Annotated in this window: 15 protein-coding genes; 7 read left to right on the top strand and 8 right to left on the bottom strand. The window is 65.5% G+C overall.

What is annotated here, in order from left to right:
* Positions 1-27: 27 nt before the first annotated feature.
* Both polA and P6U31_RS34300 read left to right on the top strand, forming a co-directional pair.
* Complete coding sequence (gene polA / locus P6U31_RS34295) at positions 28-3,120, top strand: DNA polymerase I (protein ID WP_407186018.1); 3,093 nt, start codon at positions 28-30, stop codon at positions 3,118-3,120.
* 254 nt (positions 3,121-3,374) lie between these two features.
* Positions 3,375-4,010 carry a LysE family translocator gene (locus P6U31_RS34300; protein WP_407186019.1) on the top strand — a complete coding sequence of 212 codons (636 nt, stop codon included), beginning with the start codon at positions 3,375-3,377 and terminating at the stop codon, positions 4,008-4,010.
* A gap of 179 nt (positions 4,011-4,189) precedes the next feature.
* On the opposite strand, the gene P6U31_RS34305 is transcribed toward P6U31_RS34300, so the two are convergent.
* Positions 4,190-4,816 (bottom strand): glutathione S-transferase family protein, encoded by a 627-nt coding sequence (locus tag P6U31_RS34305; protein WP_407186020.1) that lies wholly within the window; start codon positions 4,814-4,816, stop codon positions 4,190-4,192.
* Positions 4,817-4,994: 178 nt separating this feature from the next.
* Here P6U31_RS34305 and pyrE point away from each other — a divergent pair, with 178 nt between their 5' ends.
* On the top strand, positions 4,995-5,558 hold the full coding sequence (gene pyrE, locus P6U31_RS34310) for an orotate phosphoribosyltransferase (RefSeq protein ID WP_027575142.1): 564 nt from the start codon (positions 4,995-4,997) through the stop codon (positions 5,556-5,558).
* Between the two features lie 135 nt (positions 5,559-5,693).
* On the top strand, positions 5,694-6,503 hold the full coding sequence (locus P6U31_RS34315) for a DUF2865 domain-containing protein (protein WP_407186021.1): 810 nt from the start codon (positions 5,694-5,696) through the stop codon (positions 6,501-6,503).
* 142 nt (positions 6,504-6,645) lie between these two features.
* On the opposite strand, the gene P6U31_RS34320 is transcribed toward P6U31_RS34315, so the two are convergent.
* From P6U31_RS34320 to P6U31_RS34350, 7 genes are all read right to left on the bottom strand, one after another.
* The gene (locus P6U31_RS34320; RefSeq protein ID WP_407186022.1) at positions 6,646-7,077 is read right to left on the bottom strand and encodes a hypothetical protein; all 432 of its coding nucleotides are present in this window, start codon (positions 7,075-7,077) and stop codon (positions 6,646-6,648) included.
* Positions 7,078-7,195: 118 nt separating this feature from the next.
* On the bottom strand, positions 7,196-7,867 hold the full coding sequence (gene pdeM / locus P6U31_RS34325) for a ligase-associated DNA damage response endonuclease PdeM (protein ID WP_407186023.1): 672 nt from the start codon (positions 7,865-7,867) through the stop codon (positions 7,196-7,198).
* Positions 7,868-7,920: 53 nt separating this feature from the next.
* The gene (locus P6U31_RS34330) at positions 7,921-10,509 is read right to left on the bottom strand and encodes a ligase-associated DNA damage response DEXH box helicase (protein WP_407186024.1); all 2,589 of its coding nucleotides are present in this window, start codon (positions 10,507-10,509) and stop codon (positions 7,921-7,923) included.
* 294 nt (positions 10,510-10,803) lie between these two features.
* Positions 10,804-11,169 (bottom strand): nuclear transport factor 2 family protein, encoded by a 366-nt coding sequence (locus tag P6U31_RS34335; protein WP_407186025.1) that lies wholly within the window; start codon positions 11,167-11,169, stop codon positions 10,804-10,806.
* A 151-nt stretch (positions 11,170-11,320) separates the two neighbouring features.
* Complete coding sequence (locus tag P6U31_RS34340) at positions 11,321-11,671, bottom strand: RidA family protein (protein WP_027575148.1); 351 nt, start codon at positions 11,669-11,671, stop codon at positions 11,321-11,323.
* A gap of 132 nt (positions 11,672-11,803) precedes the next feature.
* Positions 11,804-12,721: an alpha/beta hydrolase family esterase gene (locus tag P6U31_RS34345; RefSeq protein WP_407186026.1), complete on the bottom strand. Its 918-nt coding sequence runs from the start codon at positions 12,719-12,721 to the stop codon at positions 11,804-11,806.
* 3 nt (positions 12,722-12,724) lie between these two features.
* Positions 12,725-14,383 carry an FAD-binding dehydrogenase gene (locus P6U31_RS34350; protein WP_407186027.1) on the bottom strand — a complete coding sequence of 553 codons (1,659 nt, stop codon included), beginning with the start codon at positions 14,381-14,383 and terminating at the stop codon, positions 12,725-12,727.
* A 277-nt stretch (positions 14,384-14,660) separates the two neighbouring features.
* Between P6U31_RS34350 and P6U31_RS34355 the strand changes: the two genes are divergently transcribed.
* The 3 genes from P6U31_RS34355 to P6U31_RS34365 all read left to right on the top strand — a co-directional run bounded on the left by P6U31_RS34355 (position 14,661) and on the right by P6U31_RS34365 (position 16,098).
* Positions 14,661-15,182 (top strand): hypothetical protein, encoded by a 522-nt coding sequence (locus P6U31_RS34355; protein WP_407186028.1) that lies wholly within the window; start codon positions 14,661-14,663, stop codon positions 15,180-15,182.
* 106 nt (positions 15,183-15,288) lie between these two features.
* Positions 15,289-15,483 (top strand): hypothetical protein, encoded by a 195-nt coding sequence (locus P6U31_RS34360; protein WP_407186029.1) that lies wholly within the window; start codon positions 15,289-15,291, stop codon positions 15,481-15,483.
* A 24-nt stretch (positions 15,484-15,507) separates the two neighbouring features.
* Positions 15,508-16,098, top strand: coding sequence for an SCO family protein (locus P6U31_RS34365; protein ID WP_407186030.1), 591 nt, complete (start codon positions 15,508-15,510; stop codon positions 16,096-16,098).
* Positions 16,099-16,133: the final 35 nt, after the last annotated feature.

The raw sequence follows: 16,133 nt of genomic DNA on the forward strand, positions 1-16,133 counted from the left end.
GCCCGCAAAAATTCATACATTGCGGCCATGCCCAAAACATCCCCGAAGACCACCGCCAAAGCTGACACCAAGGCCGCGCCCAAAGCCGCCGCCGATGCCAAGACCGCCGATGCCAAGCGCACTGCGACAGCTGCTGCCAAGCCGGTTGCGGCCAAGCCCGCCGGCAAGGGCGATCATGTGTTCCTGGTCGACGGTTCCTCCTACATCTTCCGCGCCTACCACGCGCTGCCGCCGCTGAACCGCAAGTCCGACGGGTTGCAGGTCAACGCCGTGCTCGGCTTCTGCAACATGCTGTGGAAGCTCCTGCGCGACATGCCGGAGGACAATCGGCCGACGCACCTTGCCATCGTGTTCGACAAGTCGGAGATCACCTTCCGCAACAAGATCTATCCGGACTACAAGGCGCACCGGCCGCCCGCCCCCGACGATTTGATACCGCAATTCGCGCTGATCCGCGAAGCGGTGCGCGCCTTCGACCTGCCCTGCCTGGAACAAACCGGCTTCGAGGCCGACGATCTCATTGCGACCTATGTGCGACAGGCCTGCGAGCGCGGCGCCAGCGCCACCATCGTATCGTCCGACAAGGATTTGATGCAGCTCGTGACCGATTGCGTCACGATGTACGACACCATGAAGGACCGGCGCATCGGCATTGCCGAGGTGATCGAGAAGTTCGGCGTGCCGCCGAACAAGGTCGTCGAGGTCCAGGCTTTGGCCGGCGACTCCACCGACAACGTGCCGGGTGTGCCCGGCATCGGCATCAAGACCGCAGCGCAGCTGATCACCGAATATGGCGATCTCGACCAGCTGTTGTTCCGCGCCGGTGAGATCAAGCAGCCGAAGCGGCGGGAGGCGCTGCTCGAGAATGCCGAGAAGGCCCGCATTTCGCGGCAACTCGTGCTGCTCGACGACAAGGTCGACCTCGAGGTGCCGCTGGACGATCTCGCAGTGCACGAGCCGGACGCGCGCAAGCTGGTCGCTTTCCTGAAGGCGATGGAATTCACGACACTGACGCGGCGCGTGGCCGAATATGCGCAGATCGACCCCGCCAATGTCGATGCCGATCCCGGCTATTCCAGCGGCGCCAGCGTGTTCACGCCGCTGCCGCCCTCGGATGTCGTGCCCACGCCGGGCACCGGCACGCCGGCGCAGGTCCGGCCGAACGAGCCCAACAAATCGGCCGCCAAGGAGGACAAGGCCGCAAGCCCGAAGGGCGCGCCGATCTCGCTCGCCGCGGCGCGCGAGCAAGCGATGCGCAAGCTTCCAGTCGATCGAGCCAAGTATCAGGCGATCAAGACGCTGAAAGAGCTCAACGCGTTCATCGGGCGCATCCATGATGCCGGCCACGTCGCGATCGAGATGAAAGCGAACTCGATCGATCCGATGCAGGCCGACCTCTGCGGCATTGCGCTGGCGCTGGCGCCGAACGATGCCTGCTATGTGCCGCTGGCGCACAAGCAGTCCGGCGGCGGCGCCGGCCTGTTCGATGCCGGCCTCGCGCCTGATCAGGTCAAGCACGCTGATGCGATCGAAGCGCTGCGGCCGGTGCTGGAATCGGCTGGAATTCTCAAGATCGGCTTCGACGTCAAGTTCACCGCGGTGATGCTGGCGCAACACGGCATCACCTTGCGCAACATCGACGATGCGCTCCTGATCTCCTACGTGCTTGATGCCGGCCGCGGCTCGCATGCCCTGGAGCAGCTGTCGGAGCGCTGGTTCGGCCATGCCATGCTCAGGGAGAGCGAGCTGCTCGGCAGCGGCAAGGGCAAGATCACCTTCGACCAGGTGCCGATCGACAAGGCCTCCACGCTGTCGGCCGAAAGCGCCGATGTCGCCCTGCGGCTCTGGCACGTGCTGAAGCCCCGCCTCGTCGCCGAGCACATGACGACGGTATACGAAACCTTGGAGCGACCGCTGGTCTCCGTGCTCGCGCGCATGGAGCGGCGCGGCATCTCGATCGACCGCCAGGTCTTGTCGCGTCTATCCGGCGACTTTGCCCAGACTGCGGCCCGCGTCGAGGCCGAGATCCAGGAGATCGCGGGGGAGCCGGTCAATGTCGGCAGTCCCAAGCAGATTGGCGACATCCTGTTCGGCAAGATGGGATTGCCGGGCGGTACCAAGACGAAGACCGGCGCATGGTCGACCACCGCGCAGGTGCTGGACGAGCTCGCCGAGCAGGGCCACGAGTTCCCGAAGAAGATTCTGGAGTGGCGCCAGGTCTCGAAACTGAAATCGACCTACACCGATGCGCTGCCGACCTATGTCAATCCGCAGACCCATCGCGTGCACACCACCTACGCGCTGGCCGCGACCACGACGGGCCGGCTGTCGTCGAACGAGCCGAACCTGCAGAACATCCCGGTGCGGACCGAGGACGGGCGCAAGATCCGCCGCGCCTTCATCGCCACGCCCGGGCACAAGCTGGTTTCCGCGGATTATTCACAGATCGAGCTCAGGCTGCTGGCGGAGATCGCCGATATTCCCGTGCTGAAGCAGGCGTTCCGCGACGGCCTCGACATTCACGCCATGACTGCCTCGGAAATGTTCGGCGTGCCGATCAAGGGCATGCCGAGCGAGATCCGCCGCCGCGCCAAGGCGATCAATTTCGGCATCATCTACGGCATCTCGGCGTTCGGTCTCGCCAACCAGCTCGGCATCGCCCGCGAGGAGGCCTCCGCCTACATCAAGAAATATTTCGAGCGCTTTCCCGGCATCCGCGCCTATATGGACGAGACGCGCGATTTCTGCCGCAACCATGGCTACGTCACCACGCTGTTCGGCCGCAAATGCCACTATCCCGACATCAAGGCGTCCAACGCCTCGGTGCGCGCGTTCAACGAGCGCGCCGCGATCAACGCGCGGCTGCAGGGCACCGCCGCCGACATCATCCGCCGCGCCATGACGCGGGTGGAGGATGCGCTGGCCGCAAAGAAGCTGTCGGCGCAGATGCTGCTGCAGGTGCATGACGAATTGATCTTCGAGGTGCCGGACGCCGAGGTCGAGGCGACGCTGCCGGTCGTGCAGCACGTGATGCAGGACGCGCCGTTTCCGGCCGTGCTGCTGTCGGTGCCGCTGCATGTCGACGCGCGCGCCGCGAACAATTGGGACGAGGCGCATTAGGCTGCTCTTCACCTCTCCCCGCTTGCGGGGAGAGGTCGGATCGCCCTTGCGATCCGGGTGAGGGGGTACAGGTCCCTCAACGATCTCTCGTGTGGAGAGAGGCCCCTCACCCCAACCCTCTCCCCGTAACAACGGGGCGAGGGAGCGGAGCGGGCACACCGGCGCAAGACCTCAATTGTCCTCCGAGCAATTGCGCGATGGCCCGGAAGCACCGCCCATATTAGAATCGTAGCAGCTCCCGCCCCGGTTCGCCCATGCCCCACACCTCCGCCCTGCTCGGCTTCGCCCTCGTCTGCCTCGGTCTCGTGCTCACGCCGGGACCGAACATGATCTACCTGATCTCGCGCTCGATCACGCAAGGGCCTGCCGCAGGCATCGTCTCGCTCGGCGGCGTCGCGCTCGGCTTCGTGTTCTACATGCTGTGCGCGGCATTCGGCATCACTGCGCTGCTGCTCGCCATCCCCTTTGCCTATGACGCGCTGCGCTTTGCCGGCGCGGGTTATCTGCTCTGGCTTGCCTGGCAGGCGGTGAAACCGGGCGGGCGCTCGCCGTTCCAGGTGAGGAAGCTCGCCATAGATAGTCCGCGCAAATTGTTCGCGATGGGCTTCGTCACCAACCTGCTCAACCCGAAGATCGCGATGCTGTACCTGGCACTGCTGCCGCAGTTCATTGATCCCACAGCCGGCAGCGTGCTGACCCAATCGGTGGCGCTCGGCGCCATCCAGATCGCGATCAGCGTCAGCGTCAACGCGATGATCGCGCTCGCCGCCGGATCGATCGCGCTGTTCCTGTCCAGCCGGCCGAGCTGGATGCTGGTGCAGCGCTGGCTGATGGGCACGGTGCTGGCCGGGCTCGCGGTGCGAATGGCGGTCGAAGCGAAGAAGGTGTGACGTTTTTTCTTACCCTCCCCTGGAGGGGGAGGGTCGCTGCGCATGTAGCGAAGCGGAATGCGTAGCGGGGTGGGGTGACAGTGCCTCCCCATCCAACGGTGCCCGAGTGGAGAGATCACCCCACCCCGCTCGCGCGTTGCGCGATCGACCCTCCCCCACCAGGGGAGGGTAAGCGAAAATCAATCCAGCTTCGCCTCCATCCCCCGCTTCACCGCCGGTCGGGCCATCAGGGCCTCGTACCAGCGCTTGACGTTGGGAAAGTCGGCCAGATCAACCTTGTGGCGAGGGTGGCGCCAGGCCCAGCCCAGGATGGCAAAATCGGCGATCGAGAGATCGCCGGCGACGAAGTCGCGCCCGTCCAGGCGACGGTCGAGCACGCCATAGAGCCGGCGCGTCTCCGCCATGTAGCGCTTCAGGCCGTAGGCGCGGTCCTGCTCGTTCTCGAGCGCGATGAAATGATGGACCTGGCCCGGCATCGGGCCGAAGCCGCCCATCTGCCACATCAGCCATTCATAGACGGGAATCCGCTCGCGAAGCGATTTCGGCAGGAATTTTCCGGTCTTTTCACCGAGATAGAGCAGGATCGCGCCTGATTCGAAGATGCTGACGGGCTTGCCGTCCGGGCCGTCGGTGTCGACGATCGCGGGAATCTTGTTGTTCGGGGAGAGCTTGAGGAACTCCGGCGCCATCTGCTCGCCCTTGGTGATGTTCACCGGGATCACCTTGTAGGGCAGCCCCATCTCCTCCAGCGCGACCGAGATCTTGCGGCCGTTCGGCGTGTTCCAGGTGTGCAGCTCGATGCTCATTTTTGGGCACTTCCTTCCCCGAGAAATCTAGGCATCCACCTACTCCAGAAGGTCGCATCCCGACAACCGGCGGACCGGGATGGCCGATCCCTGTTGACGGGACACGCCCCCTCTGGAATGTCGCCCCCGTCGCGGATAAATTCCGCCACCTTCAAGAAACGCTGTTCGAGGGACCGCCGTGTCGAAATCTGCCTCCCGCGCCCGCCTGTTCGAAATCATCCGCCGGCGCTCCTTCGGCCGCGGCGAGGTGACGCTCGCGTCGGGTCGCAAGAGCGATTTCTATTTCAATCTCAAGCCGACCATGCTCGACCCCGAGGGCGCGACGCTGCTGGCCGAGCTCACCTATGAGGCGCTGAAGGACGATCAGCTCGATTTCATCGGCGGCCTCGAGATGGGCGCAGTGCCGCTTGCCGGCGCGCTGGCGCAGATCTCCTGGATCAAGGGGCATCCGATCGCGGCGTTCTTCGTGCGCAAGAAGCCAAAGGAGCACGGCGCCAAGCTTGCGATCGAGGGGCTGCCCAAGGGCGAGACGCTGGCCGGCAAGCGCGTCGTGATCGTCGAGGACGTCACCACCACAGGCGGCTCGGCGATGAAGGCGGTGGAATCCGTGCGCGAGACCGGCGCCAATGTGGTGTTGGTGCTGACCATGGTCGACCGCGAGGAAGGCGCTACCGACACGTTCGGCGCGGCCGGCCTGCCGTTCCGCTCGCTGTACAAGGCCTCGGAGTTCTTGAAGGCGTGATCCTTCTTCCCGCTCCCCGCGGGGAGAGGTGAAGAAGCGCCCTCAACCGCTCATTTACCATCCCGCTCTATGGTGCATCATGTGCTGAGACCCCTCTGGTCCCGGCCGGTTCAGTAGCGTCGGGTGGAGTGAGCGTTGCGTACAGTCCTGTCCCATACGCGCCGGCGGCGTCGCGCGATTGTGGCCGCCGCGCTTGCAGCACCACTGCTGGCAACTCCCGCCCCGGTGTCGGCCGAAGGCCTGTTCGATTTCTTCTTCGGCGGCATGCAGCGGCCGCAGCGCGAGGTGCCGCCGCAGGCGAGCTCCTACTCCGATCCCTTCACCGGGCAACAGAATGCCGCAACTCCGCAATATGTGCCGCCGACGCGGTCGGCCGCAGCAGGCGGCTCGGGTCCGGCCTTCTGCGTGCGCAGCTGCGACGGCAAGTATTTTCCGCTGATGCGCGGCCTCGCCTCGCCGGCACAGATGTGTCAGGCGTTCTGCCCTGCCAGCGCGACCAAGGTCTATTTCGGCTCCTCGATCGACGGCGCCGCCTCGCAGACCGGTGAGCGCTATGCCGACAGCGAGAACGCGTTCGCCTATCGCAAGGCGCTGCGCGCCGATTGCACCTGCAACGGCCGCGAGCCGGTCGGCCTTGCCCCGGTCGATCTCGCGCTGGATTCCTCGCTGAAAGCCGGCGACGTGATTGCCACCACTGACGGCCTCGTCGCCTATACCGGCATTCGCGTCGGCAACGACCAGGCTGCGGACTTCACCCCGGTCGCCTCCTATCCCGGCCTCACCGCCCAGGTCCGCGCCCGGCTCGGCGAGATGAAGGTGGCGCCGGTGCGCGCCGAGACGGTGTCGGCAGATGCGCCGGCTCCGGAGATCGTGCGTGAGGCGCTGCCCGATGTGTCGGTACCGAAGGCGGCCGCGAAGCCGGCGAAGCGGGCCGGGCTGGAGTAAGCCCGAGCCGTCATTGCGAGGAGCCCTCGCGACGAAGCAATCCAGAATCCCTCCGCGGAAAGATTCTGGATTGCTTCGCTGAGCCTGTCATCGGGCCGCGCTCTGCGCGGACCCGGTGGCTCGCAAAGACGAGGATGGAGCACTACCTCCCGATGATCACCCCGATCACGTTCGGCGCGGCCAGATATTTCTCCTCGATCGCCGCCCGCGCGGCGGCGCGGTTCTCCGGCGTCAGCAGGCCGCGCTTCTCGGCCAGGATCATCCAGCAGAAACCCCACCAGTCCGTCAGCATGCCCGTCTCGCCGACGAGGTCGTAGCCCTGCTCGGCCGCGAAGATGCGCGCATGCGCTTCGTCCAGCGTGTCCAGGAACAGATGGTCCTCGGCCGAGAACAGATCGTCGCTGACGTCGTCGATGGTGTAGCCCCAGATCGACTGGCACACCGCGTTGAACTCGCGGTCGAACTGGTCGTCGTCGACCCTCTGGCGCCGCGCCGCCTGATGCAGCCGCGATAGCGAGCGCGCGAAATCGGCGATCCGGGTGAGGGCAAATTGATCGAAGGCGATGGTGGACATCTAGTCCTCGCAAAGTCTGACAAACGCTAGATATTGTGTCGGCGATGCGCCGAATCACAATGATATATCAAAGACTTGCTAAAGTGTTCTTAATTTGTTCTGACGACGCGCCGAAATCTCAGCTGCAGCGCGAGGCGGCAATGGCGTGGACGCGGCGGTCGCCGAGCAGATGGGCGACAAAGCCATTGGCCGGAAAGATCTTTGCGAAGGCCGCGTCGCGGATGCTGAGCCCGCCGGCATAGGCACCGAATGCCGGCATCACCGCCCGCATTCCGTCGCTGGCGAAGCAGCGGCGCTCCATGACGCGGCCGCGCGCGGACACGCGTGCCTTGGGATGGAGATGGCCGGCGATCTCGCCGCGCGCACCGGTCGGCTCGTGGCGGAAGGTGACCGGGCCGATCGCGACTTCGTCAGCGACGGTGCCGCCGAGATCGCGCGGCAGCATCGGATCGTGATTGCCGGAGATCCAGATCCAGTCGCGACCGGTCTGGAGTGCGGCCACCGCGTCGCGGTCCGCGGCGGACAGACGCTCGTGCGCGCTGCAGTCGTGAAAGCTGTCACCGAGGGCGATGACTACTCCCGGATCATGGCGGGAGATGACAGCAGCGAGCCGGCCAAGCGTCGCGATGGTATCGTATGGCGGCAGCAGCACGCCGCGGGTGGCGAAGCTGGAGCCTTTTTCAAGGTGCAGGTCGGAGACGACGAGCAGACGCTGCTCTTCCCAGAACAGCGCGCCGGAGAGGTCGGCGGCGAAGGTCACATCGCTGATGGTGACTGTGGACACGCGCATGTCGTCGACATCCCCCGAAACCTGCGCGCCCCTCGTCACGTCCGAAACCTGCTCTATCCCATCGCCTCTTTGACGAGCTCGTCGGCGGCTTCGGCCAAAAGCTCGTCTGCAGCTTCGCCATAGACTGACTCGCGGCCGATTTCCAGCATCACGGGCACGGCGAGCGGGGAGACATGGTCGAGTTCCCGGTGCGTGATGCGGCCGTGGATACGCATCAGCATGTCGCTGAGACGACGCAAATCGAGCAGGCCGGTGGCGGCATCGGCGCGCGCGGCGCGCAAGAGGACGTGATCGGCCTGGTGCTTGCGCAGCACGTCGTAGACCAGATCGGTCGAGAACAGCACCTGGCGGCGGCTCTTCTCCTCGCCGGTGTGGCGGCGCGCGATCAGACCGGAGATGATGGCGCAGTTGCGGAAAGTGCGCTTCATCAGCGCGGATTCGGCGAGCCAGGCCTCCAGATCATCGCCGAGCATGTCGGGGTCGAACAGCGCGTTGAGGTCGATTTTTCCGTCGCGGATCATGAAGGAGAGATCGCCGAGGCCCCAGATCGCCACCGCATATTCATTGGCGACGAAGCCGAGCGGCCGCGCGCGGGCACGCTCCAGCCGGCGCGTCAGCAGCATGCCGAGCGTCTGGTGCGCGAGGCGGCCCTCGAACGGATAGCAGACCAGATAATGCTTGTTGGCGCGCGGGAAGCTCTCGACCAGGAGCTCGCGCACCGCTGGTACGCGGGAGATGTCCTTCTGCAGCGACAGCCAGTCGCGCACCTGCTCCGGCAGGCCACCCCACGCACGCCCGTCGTCGAGCAGCCGGCGGACGCGCTCGGCGAGATAGGTCGAGAGCGGAAATTTGCCGCCCATATAGGACGGCACCTTGGGGTCCTTGTCGTGCGCGCGCGAGACATAGACCTGGTCCTCGACTAGGGTTTCATAGCGCACCACCTCGCCCGAGAACACGAAGGTATCGCCGGGCGAGAGACCCTCGATGAAAGCTTCCTCGATCTCGCCGAGCAGCCGGCCGCCACGCGCGATCACGCCTGTCGATCCGCCTGCTTTTCCTTGCCCGCCGCCGCGCGAGCGCACCAGCCGCACCTTCAGCATGTCGTCCTCGACGATGGTGCCGACATTCATGCGGTAACTCTGCCGCACCTTGGGATTGGCAACGCGCCAGCGTCCCTCCTTGTCCTGCTTGATGCGGGCGAAGCGCTCATAGGTCTTCAACGCGTAGCCGCCGGAGGCGACGAAATCGATGACGTCGTCGAAATCCTGCCGCGACAGCTCGGCGTAGGGCGCGGCCGTGCGAACCTCGGCATACAGATCGTCGCTGAGGAACGGCTCGCCGCAGGCACAGCCGAGCACATGCTGGGCCAGCACGTCGAGAGCACCCGTGCGCAAGGGCGGCGTGTCCTGCGCATTCTCGGCAATGGCGTCGATCGCGACGCGGCACTCCAGCACCTCGAAACGGTTGGCCGGCACCAGCACCGCGCGCGAAGCCTCGTCGAGGCGATGGTTGGCGCGGCCAATCCGCTGCATCAGGCGCGAAGAGCCTTTTGGCGCGCCGATATTGACGACGAGATCGACGTCGCCCCAATCGACGCCGAGGTCGAGCGAGGAGGTGCAGACCACGCCGCGCAGCCGGCCCGCCGACATCGCGTCCTCGACCTTGCGGCGCTGGGCGACGTCGAGCGAGCCGTGATGCAGCGCGATGGCCAGGCCATCGTCGTTCATGCTCCAGAGATTCTGGAACAGCATCTCGGCCTGGCTGCGGGTGTTGACGAAGATCAGCGTGGTCTTGTTCGCCTTGATCAGCTCGTAGATCTCAGGAAGCGCGTGGCGCGCGCTGTGGCCGGCCCAGGGCAGGCGCTCGCGCGTGTCGAGCATCTCGACCTCTGGCGGGGCCGCACCGCCGGCGACGACGACATCGGCGGCCGCTTCCCGGCCATCGGGCTGGGGCACCAGGAAGCGCGCGAGCTGGTCCGGCTCGGCCACCGTCGCCGACAGGCCGATGGCGCGCATCTGCGGCGCCAGCCGCCACAGCCGCGCGAGGCCGAGCGAGAGCAGGTCGCCGCGCTTGGAGGTCACCAGCGCATGCAATTCGTCGAGCACGATGCGCTTGAGGGAGGAGAACAGGAACGGCGCGTCGTCGGAGGACAGCAGCAGCGCAAGCTGCTCGGGTGTCGTCAGCAACACATCAGGCGGATAGCGGCGCTGCCGCTGGCGGCGCGACACCGGCGTGTCGCCGGTGCGGGTCTCCACTTTGATCGGCAGACCCATCTCCGCGATCGGCCGCTCCAGATTGCGCGCGATGTCGACGGCGAGCGCCTTGAGCGGCGAGATGTAGAGCGTGTGCAGGCCGAAGGTCCGTTGCAGGCTGCGGCCGGTGGACACGAGGCTTTGCTTCGCCCCAGGAATCCGTTCGGCCGCCTGCGCCGAAAGCTCCACCAGCGTCGGCAGAAATCCCGCCAGCGTCTTGCCGGCGCCAGTCGGCGCGATCAGCAGCGCGCTAGCATCCTCGCTCGCCTTCTCCAGCAGCGCTAATTGATGCGCGCGCGGCGACCAGCCGCGGGCCGCGAACCATTGCTGGAAGCGGCCCGGCAGCAGCGCGGCCGGCTCGGCCGATACTTGGAGGGTACGAGGTGGCACGGCATGACAGGTAAGCCGTGGGGATGGCTTCGTCGAGGGGTGCCGCCCTCCCCGCCTGCACGAAAGGGTATTGAAGACTATCCGCTGCGGCCATTCTTCGAGACGCCCGCCTTTGGCGGGCCCTCAGGATGAGGACAGAGTGCGCGGCAGCACTTTCAACGGACGCCGATACAGTTCAGCCTCATCCTGATGAGGAGACCGCTGAAAGCGGTCGTCTCGAAGGACGAGGCGCGCGCGCCGGACGCTAAAACCGCATGCGCCCGTCCTCTCTCCCACACGAGGAAGCCAGCGGTCTCACGCCTCGGCCGGCACCTGATCGAGAAATCCGGTCACGCTGCTGATCCGGCCGTCCTTCAGCACGGCGAAATCCGTGCCCTTGATCGGGCTGTCGGCGCCATCGGGACCGAGTCCCCAGGAAAAGCGGATGTGGTCGCCGTAGCCGTTGGGCTCGCCGATCAGGTGGAATTTGAAATCGGGAAAGCGCTGCTGCACGCCAGCGATCAGCGCCTCGATGCCGTCGCGGCCATCGCCCTTCATCAGGGGATCGACATAGCTCGCATCATTCGTCCAGTTCTCGCTGAGCAGTTCGCGGCGCCGGCCGGCGACGCGCTCGTTCCAAAGCTCGATGTAGCGGCGGGCGACGGTGTTGGGATCGGTCATGGTGCTCTCCTTCGATGGCGCCGTGTTGTCCGGCTGGCCCGACTATCGAAGGTTCACGCGCGTCGATCGATTACCTCGGAGGTCATGCGCAAAAGAACTGAGGCGCGATGATGCTTCATCGCGCCTCGACGAGCGTCAAGTCTTCGCGAAATCACTTCGCGGCGGTCACCATGATCTCGACGGTGTATTGCGGCGCCGCCAGCTTGGCTTCGACCGTGGCGCGTGCGGGGGTGTTGCCGGGCGAGACCCAGGCGTCCCACACCGCATTCATTTCGCCGAACGTCTTCATGTCGGTGATGTAGATCGTGGCCGAGAGCAGCTTCGACTTGTCGGTGCCGGCCTTGGCGAGATGGCCGTCGATGGTCGCCAGGATGTCCTGGGTCTGCTTGGTCACGCTCTCGCCGGCCGCCTTGTTGGCGACGACACCGGCGAGATAGACGGTGTTGCCGTGCACGACGACCTGGCTCATGCGCGGGCCGGTTTCGAAACGCTGAATGCTCATTTACGGATCTCCTCACTGGAATGGCGGCCCTGTCTAGCCCAGCACCTCGCGCTCTGCCACCCCCGGGGCGCATGCGTTGCCCGCGCACGCATGCGTTAGCTGCGCGCTGGCATCAGCGCCGAACACGTGCCCTCAAGGAAACTGACTGAAAAAAGCCCAGATCGCCTCGGCGCCGTCGATATCGCCGTTCTGCGGCCCGAGCAGGCTGGCTGCGACCTTGGGGAAGCGGGCATCCGGAGAAAATCCGGGCATGCGATGGCCGCCATTGTTGACTCGATAGAGCACGACGTCGTGTCCGGCCGGGCAGCGCGAGGAGATCCGCGTCACCGTGGACTGGTCCGCCGCATTCCTGTCGGGCAGATCGGACCTTGCCGCATCATCCGTCTCGCAGCCGTTGAGCTTGCGCCAGAACTCCAGCGTCTCCTCGGTCGACCAGAATCCGTCAGCGGCAAAATAGCTCGACCCGCGTCCACCGGCGTAGGGGACCAGCGGATCGGCCGTGCCGTTCATGATCAGCATTGGCAGCGGCCGTGACGGATGGCAGCTGACGGCGGCTTCGTCTGTGAGATTCATGATCACGCTCGCGCCGGCCGCAAACAGATCGGCGCGGGCGCAGGCCATGGTCATCGCCATGGCACCGCCATTGGAGATGCCTGCGATGAAGACGCGCTTTGCATCGGCGATCCCGTCGGCTACCAGCTTCTCGACGAGCCTTGCGATGAAGGCGACGTCATTGGTGCCCGGCGGAGGCCCGCGCAGTGCGGGTCCCGCTCTTGTCCGCGCATCGGCCCAAGCATGGTTGAGTCCGTCGGGAAACGCCACGGCCAGGCCTTCGCGCTTCGCGACCTGTGGCCAGGCCGTCCGCGTGATCATGTCGGCGCCGCGCTGGGTCTTGCCATGCAGCACGATCACCAGCGGCGCAGGCCTCTTGGCCGGCAATTGCGCGGTGTAGGAGCGCTTCACGCCGTTGACGTCGATGGTCTCGGCGGATGCAGCGGAAGCCGTGGTCAATGCCGCGACGATCGCCGCGATGCGCATCCACCGCCGCATGAGCTAGCCTACCGCTTTGGCAGCGGCGCGGCCGGCATTGCGGCCCGAGAACAAGCAGCCGCCGAGGAAGGTGCCTTCGAGCGAGCGATAGCCATGCACGCCGCCGCCGCCGAAGCCGGCGGCTTCGCCGACCGCGTAAAGGCCGGGAATGACGCTGCCCTCGCCGCCGAACACGCGCGAATCGAGATCGGTCTCGAAGCCGCCCAGCGTCTTGCGGGTGAGGATGTTGAGCTTGACCGCGATCAGCGGCCCGTGCGCGGGATCCAGGATCCTGTGTGGGGAGGCGGTGCGGATCAGCTTGTCGCCGATGTAACGGCGCGCATTGTGGATGTTCATCACCTGCGCGTCCTTGACATAGGGATTGGCGATCTCGCGGTCGCGCGCCTCGATCTGCGTCCTGATATGGGCGAGCTTGAGGAGGTCGCTGCCGGCAAGCTTGTTCATCTCCGCGACAAGATCCTCGAGCTTGTCGCGTACGATGAAGTCGACACCATGGCTTTTGAACGCTTCCACCGGCGCAGGCGCGCCTTTGTTGGTGGCGCGGCGCAAGGTCATGCGCCAGCTCTTGCCGGTGAGATCAGGGTTCTGCTCCGAGCCCGAGAGCGCGAACTCCTTCTTGATGATGCTCTGGGTCAGGATGAACCAGGAATAATCATAGCCCGTCGACATGATGTATTTGAGCTGGCCGAGCGTGTCGGAGCCGGGAAAGAGCGGCGCCGGCAGCCTTGTGCCCGTGGCGTCGAACCACATCGAGGAGGGGCCGGGCAGGATGCGAATGCCGTGGCGCGGCCAGATCGGATTCCAATTCTGGATGCCTTCGACATAATGCCACATGCGGTCGCGATTGATCAGCCGCGCGCCGGATGTCTCGGTGATGCCGATCATGCGGCCGTCGACATGTTCGGGCACGCCGGAGATCATGAATTTCGGGGGATCACCGAGCCGCTTCGGCCAGTTCTGCCGCACCAGCTCGTGATTGCCGCCGATGCCGCCGGAGGCGACGATCACGGCCTGCCCCTTGAGCGCAAACTCGCCGACCACATTGCGGGAAGAGCTCTTGCCGCGCTCGACATCGTCGGGAGCGAGGACGGCGCCGCTGACGCCATCCACCGTTCCGTTGGTGATCGAGAGCGCGTCGACGCGGTGGCGGAACCTGAAGCTCAGCCGGCCGCTCTTGACGGCTTCGCGGGCGCGGCGCTCGAACGGCTCGACGAGGCCGGGGCCGGTGCCCCAGGTGACGTGAAAGCGGGGCACGGAATTGCCGTGGCCCATTGCGTCATAACCGCCGCGCTCGGCCCAGCCGACCACGGGAAAGATGCGATGACCCATCGCCCGCAGCCAGGCGCGCTTCTCGCCGGCCGCGAACGCGACATAAGCCTCCGCCCATTGGCGCGGCCAAAAGTCCTCATCGCGGTCGAAGCCGGCGGTCCCGAGCCAGTCCTGCATGGCGAGGTCGAAGGAATCCCTGATGCCGAGCCGGCGCTGCTCCGGCGAATCGACCATGAACAGTCCGCCGAACGACCAGAACGCCTGTCCTCCGATCGACTGCTCGCCTTCCTGGTCGACCACGATCACGCGCTTGCCCGCATCGGCGATCTCGGTTGCGGCCACGAGGCCCGACAATCCCCCGCCGACGACGATGACGTCCGTGTCCTCAGCCATGTGTGTCCCCCTCCATGACTCCCCTCTCCATGGTTCCCCCTGTATTTGCCCGGATTGAAGCCAGCGGTTGTAACTGAGATCAAGGGCGAGGCGCGTAAGACATCGTTAACTTGTTCCACTCTGGGATAAAGACCGACCGAGTGCAGCGCGGACGCAACACTGGATTTGAATTTGTTTTGAGCGAGCCGGCCTGCCTAGACAAAACCTTGGTTACGACCGACGCTAGCCGTGCATCACCACCTGACACGCAGATTCGAATTCGACTGGGGCGGGGACAATGAAGTTTCTGACGGGGTTGCTTGCGGCGGTTCTGTTGATCGCTGGCATGGGGGCTTCTCACGCGGTGGTTCGGATCGCGGATGACCGCGGTGGCCGGATTGGAACCTACGTCGACAAGTACCAGGACCTGCGTCAATCGGGAGAAACCGTCATCATCGACGGCCTCTGCGCCTCCGCCTGCACGATCGTCCTCGGCGCCATCCCGCATGACCGCATCTGCGTGACCTCGAGCGCGACGCTCGGCTTCCACGCCGCCTGGGATTTCGGCAGCAATGGCCGCGCCGTCACCAATACCGAGGCGACCCAGATGCTCTATGCGATGTACCCCTCGCAGGTGAAGCGCTGGATCAGCCAGCGCGGCGGCCTCACCCCACATATGCTCTTCCTCAAGGGCAAGCAGCTCCAGGCCATGTACAAGCCCTGCTACATGGACGCACAGGCCTCGACCATCAAGCCGGCGCGCCGGTCCCTCCCGCAAGCGGACCAGATCGAATCCGCCCGGGGCCAGCTCCTGCACTGACATCCTCGGCCTGACCGGATCGCTCTGGCCCGCCTGCGGCTTGCCCGCAGGCGGGCCAGAGCCTATCTGTGGCTCGGGAACCGGGCCTTCGCCCTCGATCGTTGTCATGGCTCAACCACTGCACCCGACGCATCCATTACAGGACAATTCGTCCACTGCCGGCCGGACGCCGTCCGTGCTGCTGTGGGCGGGCGCGGCGATCGGCGGGGTGCTCGTTCTCGGCGCGCTGATGCTGTGGCTCCACTATGGCACCCAGATGTTCTTCGAAATGATCAGGGCCGGTTTCGCCGCCTGCTTCTGATCCGCGACAGGAAGTTTTCCGCTCATGAGTTCCGCCACCCGTCCGCTGGTGATCGCGACCGCCTTCGCCGCAAGCCTCGTCGTCGGGCTCCTGATCATGTTCTGGGCCATGGGCGGCGTCAGCAAGGTGGCGCAGCCGGCCGCGATCGGCGGACCGTTCCAGCTCACCGACCAGAACGGCAAGGCCGTCACTGACAAGAGCCTCAAGGGCAAGCCGACCCTGATCTTCTTCGGCTACACCCATTGCCCCGACGTCTGCCCGACCTCCCTGTTCGAGATCTCGGAAGTGCTGCGCGCGATGGGCAAGGATGCCGACAAGGTCAATGCCGTCTTCATCTCGGTCGATCCCGAGCGCGATACGCCGGCGACCATGAAGGACTATCTGTCGAGCTTCGATCCGCACCTCGAGGGCCTGTCCGGTGACCCTGCCGAGACCGCCAAGGTCATCACCTCCTATCGGGTCTATGCCAAGAAGGTCCCGACCAAGGACGGCGACTACACCATGGACCACACCGCCCTGATCTACCTGATGGACCGCGAGGGGAGGTTCGTCTCGCCGTTCAACCTGAAGCGCACGCCGGAAGAGGCGGCGGCGGATTTGAAGAAGTATCTCTGAGGACTCACCGGCCAACCGCGAACTCCGCTGCAACC

This window comes from Bradyrhizobium centrosematis (assembly GCF_045571495.1).
Taxonomy (GTDB): domain Bacteria; phylum Pseudomonadota; class Alphaproteobacteria; order Rhizobiales; family Xanthobacteraceae; genus Bradyrhizobium; species Bradyrhizobium centrosematis.